The organism is Pseudomonas putida (genome assembly GCF_028682175.1).
Lineage (GTDB): Bacteria > Pseudomonadota > Gammaproteobacteria > Pseudomonadales > Pseudomonadaceae > Aquipseudomonas > Aquipseudomonas putida_AD.
Window position 1 is genome coordinate 112380 of record NZ_JANHKS010000004.1, and the last position, 12137, is coordinate 124516.

Here is a 12137-nt window from a genome sequence, read left to right on the forward strand (position 1 = left end):
TGGCCGGGGCGTGCACGGATTGCAGCAGAGCCGAGAATACGTCCGGTATATAGAATTCAATGGAGTAGGGCAGTGAGTGATTATCAAGGGATGCGGTGGTTCAAGGCTGACTTTCAGGTTCAGACTCCTGAGGACAGCAAGAACTGGGACGACGTTGACCTGCGGCTGGGCAATCCCAGGCGACCCAAAGTCAACGGGGTGATCTCTGAAGAAGGTATTCAAGACAAGGCTCGGATCTTCCTTCGTCGGTGCCATCAACTCGAACTGCAGATCATCGGCCTAACGGATCACAATTTTTCTGAGCAGTCTGACCCCAATGACTGGTTTTTGACCCATTTGCTGAGGCAGAACAAATCGGTCGCAAGAGAGGTGGGTCGGTCGCCGATTTCGTTCTTCCCAGGCTTTGAGGTGGACATCGGGTACCACGTTCTTTGCCTGTTTGAGACTACGAGCAATGCTCTAGATTTGATTGAGGTCAATCGGGTGCTGACCAAGCTCGGGCTCGCGGAGCCTGACCGGTTTGACCGTGGTGAACCTCGCCCTCTTCGTCACCGTAACAGTACCGTGAGCCTCGCGGAGTTGATCGATATTGTTCAGAAGGAATATGGCGGGCTCGTCATTCCTGCTCACGCCGACCAAAATGACGGAATGTTTGCCGACGCCTCACATCGTCCAGACTACGAAAATCCCGACCTGTATGCCGTCGAGCTCACTCAGTATCCGCTGGGGCCTAAAACCGCCAGCATCTTGAATGGAAGTAATCCTCAGTGGTCGCGGCCAGGTCAACAGCCAGCGTTCGTGCGGTCGTCGGATGCTAAATCACTCAAGACGGATGAGCACGGAAGCCCAAAGGCAAACTCCCTGGGCTACCGTCACAGCTGGGTTAAGTGTTCGAAGCCATCGATTGCCGCACTGAAACAGGCGTTCCTTGATCCAGATTCCAGAATTTGCCTTGAGGACAGTCGCCCCAGTGATTTGGAACGGCACCCTCGCATACGCTCGATCAGCGTATCCAACACCCGCTATCTCCAAGATCAGCAACTGGTCTTCTCCCCGAACCTGAATACGTTGATTGGCGCTCGTGGTACGGGCAAGTCCACAATCCTGGAACTGCTTCGGATGATGTTTGCTCGTGAGCAGGGGGGCTCACTCTCGGAGAAAACGGTTACCAAGGCGAATCGGGCAAAAGATACGCTGTTGGACAGTGCCGTGATTCAGGTTGAATGGGAAGGCATCCCCGGCCAGGTCGATACACTTCAATTCTCACCTGCAGCAGGGATTTCCCTCATCCAAGGTGAGGCTCACGACCTTACGACGTACTTGCGCCATATTCCGGTTCAGTTCTACAGCCAGCAACAACTGAGCGACCTCACCGCCCCAAACGGTCAACCTCAGTTGCTGACGATGCTGGACGAGGCGTGCATCGACGAGCTGAACAGGTTGGCCGGAGAAGAGCGCACGCTCATTGCTGAGATCAAAAGGCTGTTTGCAGCTCGCAGTCAGGTAAACGCCATCACCGAACAGGTCGTCACGCTTTCACAGGAGCTGGTGGAGCTTGAGCGTCAGTGGCAGGCACGTAAAGACGTGCAACAAGAGGCGTTCGCGTACCAGCAAGCACAACGCGCAAAGCGCTTCCTTCAAGACCTCCGTGATCGAGCAGATGCTGATCTCGATATCCTCAAGGCAGCCGGCACGTCCTTGGATGCTGTTCCTGTCAATGAGACCGTCATTGCCGAGGCCTGGCCTCACTCCAGCTGGATTGCCGGTCACGCAAAAGAGGCTGAGGCATTACGGAGTCGATTCAAGGAGAAGCTCTCCGTCATTCTAGGTGAATTGGCCGCCGAGACTGAGACGCTGTTCGGTCAAAACGTGGAGCGGCATGAGGCAATTCAGGCCCTCGACACCGCGCAACGGGCGTTTATTGATGCCTGTGCGAAGAAGGGTATTCAGCCGCAGGACGTGAGCCGCCTGCAAGATCTTGATCGTAGCAAGCAGGCCAAACAGCTTGCTCTTGATGAAAAGAACCGCCAGCGCCATGTCCTGGACGGTACCGAGAAAGCCTTGGACGCCTCCCTGGCGCAACTTTTTGCTGTCTGGGAGGCGCAGACCCAAAGTCGCGTGGCAGCTGCCACCGAGCTCACCAGTAAGACGGGAGGCTCTATACGGGTTTCGGTAAGACCAATGGCTTACCAGCCGGCCTTTGAAACCCTTTGGATGAGTATTGAGCCGGATAGGCGCACTCGCATCGGCAAGGAGTGGTTCACCATCGGTATTGAGCTGCTCAACAGTTTTGTTGCCGAACCGAACAAGCCCGTTTCTCCTTGGGTGCACATTGAGGATGTCTTGAGGCACCCCGAGAACGGCCCTGAAGTGTTGAAGCAGTTCCAGGGTGAAATTGGTGACTATCTATTCAAGCAGGATGAGGTTTGGCAAAACTTTTGCCTGAGCCGGATTCCGGATGTCGTAGACATTGAGCTTTACCGGGCCGATAAAACGCTGGTGGGAAATCTGGAGGGTGGCCAACTCTCCGAAGGCCAGCGTAATACTGCGATCCTCCACATGCTGCTGGTGATGGGGGACGGCCCTATAGTGATTGATCAACCCGAAGACGAGGTGGACGCCAGTTTCATCTACAAGGAGCTCGTGCCGTTGTTGCGCCAGGCAAAACAGGCGCGTCAGCTCATCCTGGCGACCCACAACGCGAACCTGCCGGTGAACGCTGATGCTGAGTTTGTGTTTGCCTTGGACTCGCATCAAGGGAAGGGGCGAGTGAGAGCTCAAGGCGGCCTCGATCGGAAAGAAACGTCATCGGCCGTATTGGACATCATGGAGGGGTCTGAGGAAGCGTTCCGCCGTCGACTGCAGAAATATCATTTTTGAAGCCATCGGTGCTCGGTGGAGCTGGATGATCTGTGAAGGGGTTGAAGGCTGAAAACGTAAGAAAAACGTTCTGAAGCATGGCCGCAATTCATCAGCATGGAAGACACATCTCTCCATGCTGATGAAAACCTTGTTTAGCAGACGTATGCGGGGCTAGCCAGTCAGCAGGACGTTTCAGGCGGTGGTGGTTGGAAACGGAGCTTAGTGAAACGACCATCTGAGAGAAGGCGTGAGGATGGGGCAGCAAATGACCGATTTTCGTGGAAACGGGGTTTTGTGCAAAACCGACCGGGGGTTAGTGGATTTGGACACGCGATGAGCGAACGTGTCTAATACGCTATTTAACATAATATACATTATACGTAACTGCGTATCCGTTTCCCGAGGCTGGGTGTCTCGCTTTGAAAGGCTCCAAAACCCCCAATCCTGTCAGCACCCAGTTCATCCCATTCACCACACCCACATACTGACCAATCCCATCCCAACGCTCTCCATCATCGCCATGCCAATCACGACGCTTGTCTCTCACCACCCAGACCCACTTACAATCCGCACCCACCAGATCACCAGCTTCACTTTCCAACTCAAGGACGAACAATGAAACACGCGGCGCTCATTCTCCTGGCTTGCATTCATTCCAGCACATGGGCTGCAGATCCCGTGACGCTGCCTATGGTCATCCAGATGCAACGGCTCGCCAATGCATCGATGTGCGAATCCTACAAAGGCGACACCTCGGCGCTTGGCAAGGCCATGAATCAGAACTGTAAGAACAGGCAGCGAGCTGAGTTCGAGGCGTTGCAGGATGAGAAGCCGTTAAGGGACTGCATCAAGCCTGGGAATGTGATCGACGACGATGTCCGCAAGTGCATGAAAGGCATTTGATCTACATATGGAGCGAGTCACGGCCAGATTGACGCTAATCAGCGAAAAGGCTTGGTTTAGAGCCCTGGAGCGTGGAAAGACACATTTGCAATATCCGATAACTGTCAGACCCGGATATTGCACGTTGTGGCAGTTCTCACCCTAGCTTCCTTCCACGGTTCTTCTCGTTGGCCGCCATGACTCGGTCGATGTTCGCCATGAGTTAACTGGACACACAGCCTGTATCTCGCGCCAGCATTAACGGTACATCGTTCGGAGGCATTACCCAAAATGCGATTGGTGGCAATCAAGCAGTCGGCATTTTTTTGCGCAGTCACCGCTATCTAATCGACGCACACCGATTTCACCATAGCCCCACTAGGACGCTGCGGCGATTGCGCTCGCCTCCATCGTCCCTTCGCCAGAAGTTGAAATTGGCAGCCATCCCCCTGCTCCCTATGCAGACTTCCCATCAAAGATCGTTATACAATTATTCAAGAACTCCGGGGGGATGATTCTCCTTAGGCATCTGAAGATGCTTTACTGCCCTCTGCATGAGTGCAATTTTTAAAAGCTCAAGGAATAGAACGTGGCAGCGATAAAACAGAGTTTTCTGGATGCTTATCCCAGATTGAGCAAGCGTCTTGACCCTACCGTGGACCCTAGTGCTGTGGCGCGGAATTCTCATGAGCGACTCAGATTTGAGTGTATGGGGGTAAGTTGCGGAAATTTTGTAGAAAGGATTATTTATAATCTTGCGCGCACTGGTGATGCATCTTTGATTTATTGCGATAAAGAATCCTGCCAGAAAGAGCGCAGAGAGAAACTTCCGCCGCGGACGGGCAAGAATTTTCAGTCTCTTCTAGAATACAGGCCACAGCTCGCAGATCAGTTGTATGATGCCCATCTGGCCGCAACCACGTCCCGTAAGTCTAAGGCACAGCTTGTGTTTCGCTGCAGGAGTTGTAATAAGCCTAACATTGTCTGCAGTCCGCTATCGATTAAGGATGATGAATACGCTCTCTTCTGCGAAGAGACAGTCTGCAGAGCCGCCTACAAAACCAACAAGAAAACCGTCTCGTCAGGTCGACAATCTTACGCGAAGCTAGCTGGTCCTGGTAAAAGCTTAAAAGATAAATATCCCAATCTGGCGGCCAAGCAGCATGCCACCTGCATGGTAGATTTGGCTACCGTTAAGCCAAAATCGAATCGCTATGGCATATTCAGCTGTGATGGATGTAGCGGCCCCGTCCGTCGCCAATTGCAAAGCGCTACAAAAGATAGCGAGCTCTATTGCGCTGACCACGAATGTGTCACACTTCGTAAAGCACATTCAATGCGGAAAAACTGGGCGACTCGAATCGCTAAACGAGGCAACCTCGCTGAGGTAAACCCTAACATTGCGAACCAGTGGCAGGTTTGCCCTAAGTATCCGAGCTTGCGACCGGCAGACGTCCCTCCCAACTCGCGCTTGCAGGTTCTGTGGCAGTGCCCTCTGCATCCAGATCACTCTTGGAAGCGTTCTATTGATGCTCGCATGACAAATCCAGGATGTCCTCTATGTAATAGCAACATTAGCCGTATGCAGCTAAGGTTCGCTAGCGAGATCGAGGGTTTGCTGGGTGTTGTAGTTAAGCATTCAAAAAAGTACGACATTGATGGAGCGAAAATCGAGATAGATATATCGTTTGAAAATAATAACAAAAAGATTGCCATCGAAGTTGATGGGTTTCGTTGGCATGAGACAAAGCTTGAGGCCGACAAAATAAAAGATACAAAACTTCAGGCTGCGGGCTGGTTGGTTATACGCTTCCGGGATGACCGTTTGCAAGCACTGTCGACATCAGACAAAGTGGTTCAGGTTAGCGGCAATGGATTTTATGAAAAGCAATGGAGGATTTCGATTGCCGAGGTTGTTACCTTCATTGCTGCGAAAACAGGCACTGAAGTCAGCATCAATCTGAATGAATATAACAAATACTTATTTAACGATAAGTACATCGAGCTCTGTGAAAAATATCGTGTTCCATAAAAGCCTGACCGTTGCGATTGGTCACGGTCGTACTTCAGTCAGGCGGTGAATCCGCATCCACCGACTTCATCCAATCCCGAGGATTCAACCCCGTCCTGCGCCGAAAGGCCCTCGCCAAAGCTGACGGACTTTCATAACCCACCTGGTCAGAAATCAAGGCCATTGAACGCCCTTCCCTCAACAGCTTCTGCGCAAGGCTTATCCGCCATGCCAGCAGGTATTCAGCCGGCGTCTGGCCCACCACCTCTTTGAAATGCGCTGCGTAACTGGCTCGCGACATGTTGGATGTCGCGGCCAGTTCGGCAATTGACCACGGGTGCTGCGCCTGCTCGTGGATTGCCATGAGCGAGCGCGCCAAACGAGGGTCCGCAAGGCCCGCCATCATTCCGGATTTGAGCTGTTGCTGCTCGAGTAGATGGCGCAGCAGCTGAATGACGACCAACTCGAACAGGCGATCCAGCGCCGCATGACGGCCATGATGATCGGCCTCAGCTTCGGCAAACAGCCATTTGAGGGTGTCGGCGAGCATCGGCAATTCGGCGAGTGGCAGCACGATCAGGTCCGGCAACGACGCCGCCAGAGGGTTGTTCGCCCCGCCTGCGAATTCCAGGGAGGCGCATCGAAGATGTGCCCCGCCCTCCTCGTCGCCGATCAGATGATGACGGCTGGGCCTAGGCACGAAGATCAGGCTGGGCTGGGTCAGGCGCTGAACCGGTTTGCCCGAGATGGCCAGCCCGAGTTCTCCCTGTTGCAGCAGGTGCAGATAGCCTCTCTGGACAGCGCCGTACAGGGGGCTCACTCCGCACAGCTCGCCGCTGTAGTACATGTTGGCGCGCACGCCGAACAACGACAGTAAAGTGGACAGGCGATCCATGGTGTTCACCTACTCTGGACGATCTGCAGCATAGTATCGACCCTCTGCGTCCAATGCGATGAAGTTCCAGCGCATGATCTCGCCATACACAGCGCACAACGCGCTGCACCTTTGGAGAGACATCATGAGTACCTTCACAACTGGCAACAACACGGGTTCCGTCAGCCTGCTCAAGAAGGGTTTGGGCGATAAGGTAACCAGACTTGGAATCGGCGCCCTCTACTTTGCGATGACGTTGATTTACCTGTGGTTCGGCGGGATGAAATTCTCAGGTTACGAAGCGAACGGGATTCACGGTTTTGTCAGCAACAGCCCGTTGCTGTCCTGGATGTACAGCTTCATGAGCATTCAGGGCTTTTCCAACTTCCTGGGTGTGCTGGAAATCTCCGTGGGTGTGCTGATCGCTGGACGGCTGATCTCGCCCAAACTTTCCCTTCTGGGCGGAATTCTGTCAGCCGGGCTGTTCTTCACCACGCTGTCGTTCATGCTGACAACGCCGGGCGTGTTCGAGCCATCTCTTGGCTTCCCGGCCATCTCGGTAGTGCCGGGGCAGTTCCTGCTCAAAGACCTCGGGCTGCTGGCGGCTTCCATTTTTGTTGCGGGTACCTCGCTGACGGCGCTGGAAAAACAGGTGCAGTGAGTCGGGCTTGCGCAGGCACCATAATCGAAGGGCCTCCCGTATCATGGGAAGGCCCTTTTTTGTGATTGCCCGGAGCCCGCTTGAAGAAAAACGAGTTGCCTACAAAGATCTGCGCCACCTGCGGCCTGCCATTCACTTGGCGCAAAAAATGGGCACGCTGCTGGAGCGAAGTGAAGTACTGCTCCGAGCGATGCCGCCGCAACAAGCCGTAGGGCGATTTACCCCGCTGTCACACCGCGCTGCTCTGTTCTGAGCCGTCCCGGCGTCATGCCGAACTGCCTTGAGAACACCCGGGTAAAATGCGGCTGATCCGCGAACCCGCACTCCAGACCCACCTGCGAGATGGACAGATCCGTTTGCTCGAGCAGCTCTCTGGCTTGGGTCAAACGCGCGAGTTGCAGCCAGTCACGTGGGGTCTGCCCGGTGCTGTTTTTGAACGCGCGGGAGAAATGGCTGCGTGACAAGGAACATTCTCGTGCTACGTCGGCAATCTGAATACCGCCATCGAGGTTGTCCATCATCAGCTGCTTGGCCACCCTCTCCTGCCAGGGGCTGAGCCTGGCCGCATCGCTGCCTGGCTGCAGACGCCGCAGGCAGCGGTCGAGCACGATCAGTTGTTCATGGCTGAGCCGGGCGAAATCGATGCCTATGGATGCAGCGGCTTTTGCAACGCTCACATGGCTCATCGTGACCTCTGAAGTGCTGGGGACGAGGTCTATTGTGCCGAGCATTGACCGGGCGCAACGGCTCGATCGGGCCGCGCATGTGCCCGTTTGGGCCATCGCCTCAGCGGGGCTTGCGAAGCTCCCCCGGGCTCAGACCCAGGTGGCGATGGAACAGGCGGGTCAGATACGAGGGGGAATGCAGGCCGACCGCCAGGCTGACGTCGAGTATCGACAATGCCGTATTGGACACCAGCCGCGCGGCCGTCTCCACACGGGTGCGGTTGGTGAAGTCCAGCAGCGTCTCGTTGGTCACGGCTTTGAAAATCCGCGTGAGGTGACGCCGCGACAGGTGAAATTGATGCCCGATGGATTCGATGCTCAGGTCGGTTTCCAGATTTTCCCGCACATAACGCTGGATATCGCGCACCAGCGCAGCATGCTGTTGGTGCTCGGTGGGCTGGGGTTGCGTCTCCTGGCAGGCGATGACCCGCGCGCACTCTTCGAACATCAGGTGATTGAGGTGCGGCAGTTGACGCTCAAAAGCCTCCGGGGAGGTGCTGCCCTGCAGTTGGTCGTGCAGGCGCAGGATGTTGTCCAGCGCCTCGGTGCCCTGCCAGATGCCGGTGCGCTGGACCTGTTTGGCGAAGCTGCGGTAACCGTTCATTCGCCCTTGGCGCGTCACCCACGAAGGATCGACATACAACGTCATGTGCTTTTCGCGGCCCGGCGCTGCCTGGGTGGCGTGGGCGAAGTCTGCGGGCACGAACGAAAACGACTGCCTTGATAGGTGCGCTGTCTGGCTGCTTTCTGTGGAAAGAAACAGCCCGCCCTGCAGTGGCAGGAGCAGCATGTGACAGTCGTGGGCATGCCAATCGACGGCATAGCCACTGCCATCAGTGGTTTCCAGATGAAACACGTCAGGCGAATTGCCGTTGAGCTTGGGCGACATATAGGCCATGCAGTAGAGCCCTTGTTTCAACGTCTGGATAATGTGATGGGGCGTATGGCCACGTTAACGCGCCTCATTATCATACACAGGCCTATCAGATTGTACGAACAGGTGGGTTACCGCTCCATTGCCACACCGGTTGTGACAGATGTTCATGAAAGAAATCTGACAGCGCGGTGATTTTCATCGAGCGTGTGCGCGCCGAGGGCGTGACGAAATACAAGCCGCCCCTGGTCATGCTCCACTCCGGGAGAACCCGCTCCAGACGCCCATCGGCCAGGTACTGGCTGGCCATGAACTCCGGCAGTTCGGCGATGGCCAGACCTTCGAGCAGTACCGGAATTGCCGCTTCGGAGTTGGTCATGCGCAGGGGGCCTTTGGGCTCGACGTCAGCTTCTTCGCCATCTTCATGGGTGAAGCGCCAGAGCTGTGATCGGGCTCGGTAGGCGTAGCTCAGGCATGGCCGGCCTGCGAGTTCCCGTGGATGCCCGGGGTGGCCGTGCCGCGCCAGATACTCAGGGGACGCCACCAGAAACTGGGTGACCGAACAGAGCCGTCTGGCCACCAGTGACGAGTCCGGCAAGGCGGCGATTCTCAAGGCGGCATCGAAGCCCTCGCCGATCAGGTCCACCGAGGCGTCGGACAGGTGCAGGTCCACCGAAAGCTCAGGGTAACGGCGTATCAGGCTGGGCATCAGCGGCGCGACCCATCGCACGCCGAACGACATCGGCACGGCCAGGCGCACCAGCCCGCGCGGTTGCACCGACAATTCCATGGCCTGGCCTTCGACCGCTTCGGCCTGGCGATAGATCTCACCGGCACGGGCCGCCATGCTCTGGCCGAACTCGGTCAGCGACAACTGCCGCGAGGTGCGATTGAGCAAGCGCCCGCCCAGTCGCTCTTCAACCCGGGCCACGGCTCGCGAAACCGTCGGCACGGACACGCCCATCACTCTGGCTGCGGCGGCGAACGAGCCTTCTTCAGCCACTTTGGCGAACATCGCCAGCCCTTCGAAATCCGGAAGTCTGCTCATTTCATTTCTGCAACGATGAGTTTCAGACAATTCTATTTTGAAAAGATCTGAGGGTCGATAGGATTCTCCCAACGCAACAACTTACTCAATCAGGAGAATCACCATGATCGGCAAACTTGAAGGCAAAATTGCAATCGTCACCGGCGGCACCAGCGGCATCGGCCTGGCCACTGCCAAACTCTTCGCCAGCGAAGGCGCCACGGTCTACATCACCGGCCGTCGTCAGGCAGAACTGGACGCCGCCGTCGCGCAGATCGGCAACGCCACCGGCGTGCAAGTGGATTCCTCGAAAGTGGAACAGCTGAACGCCTTCTACGAGCGCGTCAAAGCCGAACAGGGCCGCATCGACGTGCTGTTCGCCAACGCCGGCGGCGGGTCGATGCTGCCGCTGGGCGAGATCACCGAAGCCCACTACTACGACACCTTCGACCGCAACGTCAAAGGCACGCTGTTCACCGTGCAGCAAGCGCTGCCGCTGCTGGCGAAAAACGCCTCGGTCATTCTCACCGGCTCCACTGCTGCCAGCACCGGCACCCCGGCCTTCAGCGTATATGCCGCCTCCAAGGCCGCGATCCGCTCCTTCGCCCGCAACTGGATTCTGGACCTCAAGGACCGCAACGTGCGAGTCAACACCCTGAGCCCTGGTGCCACCCGCACGCCTGGCCTGGTCGACCTGGCAGGCCCCGACGCTGCCCAGCAGCAAGGCTTGCTCGACTACCTGGCCTCGCAGATCCCGCTGGGCCGCGTGGGCGAGCCTGAAGAAATCGCCAAGGCCGCGCTGTTCCTGGCCTCCGGTGATTCGAGCTTCGTCAACGGCAGTGAACTGTTCGCCGACGGCGGCCAGGCTCAAGTCTGACAGTCCTTGATGCACCGGTAACCGACGATCCTGATTCACCAGAAGCTGCGATTTACCTCACAGCAGCTTCCAGGTGTAACTCAGGATCAGTCGGTTTTCGTCGATGTCGCTTCGGTAGTTCGAATGGGCCATGGCGTTGCGGACCCGCACGCCCAGCCCACTCAACCAGCCGCGCTGAAACGCATAAGCGATGTCCAGATCGCGCTCGCGATCCTTGCCCTCGAAGCCTGCTCCGGTATCGACGTTATCCCCCGTGATATAGCGCACTGTGGCAGTCAGGCCGGGAATCCCCATGGCCGCGAAGTCGTAGTCGTAACGCGCCTGCCACGAACGCTCATCGGTGTAGGCGAATTCATAGGTGGGCACCTCATTGCCCAGCGGCGTGATGTTGGCGAAGACCCGAGGAAACGCAGAATCCCCGTACATCGCCTGATAACCGGCATAGAAGGTGTGGCCGCCTCGCCGGGCGGAGAGCAACGAAAAGAACGCCTGGTTATCGATTTTGCCCAGCTTCTGGCTACCGTTTTCATGGGCGTCGTAGTAGCCCAGGTTAGCGCCCAGCACCCAGTCGCCCACGGGTTGGCTGTGCTTGAAGCCGATGAAGTTCTGCGCGTAGATGTCCTTCAACTGGCCGTGCCAGAGGCTGACGCTGGTGCGGTTGCTGTTGAAACTGTAGTCGGCGCCCAGGTAATTGAAGGCATCGCTGTCAGCCTTGCGCTGTGGGACGTGGCCGAGCATGGCGATCATTTTCTCATCGCCGGCCTCATTGCGCAGGTGCGTCGTGCTCAGATGCCCGGCCTGCACCGTCAGGCCACTGATCTCGCTTGAGCTGATGCTCGCGCCCTGATAGCTGGGGGGCAGCAGGCGGATATCGCTGAAGGCGAGCACCGGAATGTTGGGTTGGAGTTCGCCGACCTTCAGTTCGGTCTTCGAGACTTTCGCCTTGAAGGTCAGGCCCAGGCGGCTGTATTCGTCAGCCGCGCGGCCATCGTCCTTGACCGGCAACAGGCCGGTGTTGACCCGATCCGGGCTGCTGTCGAGCTTGAGCCCAAGCGTGCCCAGTGCATCTACGCCAAAACCAATGGGGCCAGGCGTGTAGCCGGATTTGAAGTTCAGGATAAAGCCCTGCGCCCACTCCTCGGCTTTTGATTGTTTGCTTGCGCCAACGATGTCGGAAAAATCGCGGCTGAAGTAGTAGTTGCGCGCTTGCAGGGTCGCGGTCGAACCCTCGATGAAACCTGTGTTCGCACCCGGGTCGGCAGCCGATGCCGCCAGAGGAACGCCCAGGAGTGATAGCCAGAAACGCTGAGTGGTCTGCTGATTCATTTTGTCGCTCTTAATTAT

The 12137-nt window shown here is 56.6% G+C and carries 11 protein-coding genes; 6 read left to right on the forward strand and 5 right to left on the reverse strand.

Annotation, left to right across the window (positions count from 1 at the left end; all coding sequences use genetic code 11):
• Positions 1-72: 72 nt before the first annotated feature.
• The 3 genes from NPS29_RS04680 to NPS29_RS04690 all read left to right on the forward strand — a co-directional run bounded on the left by NPS29_RS04680 (position 73) and on the right by NPS29_RS04690 (position 5776).
• Positions 73-2880, forward strand: a complete 2808-nt coding sequence (locus tag NPS29_RS04680) for a TrlF family AAA-like ATPase (protein ID WP_274131011.1) — start codon at positions 73-75, stop codon at positions 2878-2880.
• A 597-nt stretch (positions 2881-3477) separates the two neighbouring features.
• Positions 3478-3765: a hypothetical protein gene (locus NPS29_RS04685; protein WP_274131013.1), complete on the forward strand. Its 288-nt coding sequence runs from the start codon at positions 3478-3480 to the stop codon at positions 3763-3765.
• A gap of 568 nt (positions 3766-4333) precedes the next feature.
• Positions 4334-5776, forward strand: coding sequence for a zinc-ribbon domain-containing protein (locus NPS29_RS04690; protein ID WP_274131014.1), 1443 nt, complete (start codon positions 4334-4336; stop codon positions 5774-5776).
• Positions 5777-5810: 34 nt separating this feature from the next.
• On the opposite strand, the gene NPS29_RS04695 is transcribed toward NPS29_RS04690, so the two are convergent.
• Complete coding sequence (locus NPS29_RS04695) at positions 5811-6650, reverse strand: AraC family transcriptional regulator (protein ID WP_274131015.1); 840 nt, start codon at positions 6648-6650, stop codon at positions 5811-5813.
• A 124-nt stretch (positions 6651-6774) separates the two neighbouring features.
• On the opposite strand from NPS29_RS04695, the gene NPS29_RS04700 reads away from it, so the two are divergent.
• On the forward strand, positions 6775-7290 hold the full coding sequence (locus tag NPS29_RS04700) for a YkgB family protein (RefSeq protein ID WP_274131146.1): 516 nt from the start codon (positions 6775-6777) through the stop codon (positions 7288-7290).
• Between the two features lie 80 nt (positions 7291-7370).
• Positions 7371-7502 (forward strand): DUF2256 domain-containing protein, encoded by a 132-nt coding sequence (locus tag NPS29_RS04705; protein WP_274131016.1) that lies wholly within the window; start codon positions 7371-7373, stop codon positions 7500-7502.
• A gap of 6 nt (positions 7503-7508) precedes the next feature.
• Here NPS29_RS04705 and NPS29_RS04710 read toward each other — a convergent pair whose 3' ends face one another.
• The 3 genes from NPS29_RS04710 to NPS29_RS04720 form a co-directional block, all read right to left on the reverse strand.
• Positions 7509-7976, reverse strand: a complete 468-nt coding sequence (locus NPS29_RS04710; protein WP_274131017.1) for an AraC family transcriptional regulator — start codon at positions 7974-7976, stop codon at positions 7509-7511.
• A 100-nt stretch (positions 7977-8076) separates the two neighbouring features.
• Positions 8077-8913, reverse strand: coding sequence for an AraC family transcriptional regulator (locus NPS29_RS04715; RefSeq protein ID WP_274131018.1), 837 nt, complete (start codon positions 8911-8913; stop codon positions 8077-8079).
• 85 nt (positions 8914-8998) lie between these two features.
• The gene (locus NPS29_RS04720; RefSeq protein ID WP_274131019.1) at positions 8999-9937 is read right to left on the reverse strand and encodes a LysR family transcriptional regulator; all 939 of its coding nucleotides are present in this window, start codon (positions 9935-9937) and stop codon (positions 8999-9001) included.
• 103 nt (positions 9938-10040) lie between these two features.
• Between NPS29_RS04720 and NPS29_RS04725 the strand changes: the two genes are divergently transcribed.
• Positions 10041-10793, forward strand: a complete 753-nt coding sequence (locus tag NPS29_RS04725; protein ID WP_274131020.1) for an SDR family NAD(P)-dependent oxidoreductase — start codon at positions 10041-10043, stop codon at positions 10791-10793.
• A gap of 57 nt (positions 10794-10850) precedes the next feature.
• On the opposite strand, the gene NPS29_RS04730 is transcribed toward NPS29_RS04725, so the two are convergent.
• Positions 10851-12119 carry an OprD family porin gene (locus NPS29_RS04730; protein ID WP_274131021.1) on the reverse strand — a complete coding sequence of 423 codons (1269 nt, stop codon included), beginning with the start codon at positions 12117-12119 and terminating at the stop codon, positions 10851-10853.
• Between the last annotated feature and the right edge of the window lie 18 nt (positions 12120-12137).

Bases quoted from the DNA above. Each gene is read 5' to 3' on its own strand.
- NPS29_RS04725 (WP_274131020.1), top strand. From the start codon at position 10,041: ATGATCGGCAAACTTGAAGGCAAAATTGCAATCGTCACCGGCGGCACC.
- NPS29_RS04730 (WP_274131021.1), bottom strand. From the start codon at position 12,119: ATGAATCAGCAGACCACTCAGCGTTTCTGGCTATCACTCCTGGGCGTT.
- NPS29_RS04710 (WP_274131017.1), bottom strand. From the start codon at position 7,976: ATGAGCCATGTGAGCGTTGCAAAAGCCGCTGCATCCATAGGCATCGAT.
- NPS29_RS04700 (WP_274131146.1), top strand. From the start codon at position 6,775: ATGAGTACCTTCACAACTGGCAACAACACGGGTTCCGTCAGCCTGCTC.
- NPS29_RS04720 (WP_274131019.1), bottom strand. From the start codon at position 9,937: ATGAGCAGACTTCCGGATTTCGAAGGGCTGGCGATGTTCGCCAAAGTG.
- NPS29_RS04685 (WP_274131013.1), top strand. From the start codon at position 3,478: ATGAAACACGCGGCGCTCATTCTCCTGGCTTGCATTCATTCCAGCACA.
- NPS29_RS04695 (WP_274131015.1), bottom strand. From the start codon at position 6,650: ATGGATCGCCTGTCCACTTTACTGTCGTTGTTCGGCGTGCGCGCCAAC.
- NPS29_RS04715 (WP_274131018.1), bottom strand. From the start codon at position 8,913: ATGGCCTATATGTCGCCCAAGCTCAACGGCAATTCGCCTGACGTGTTT.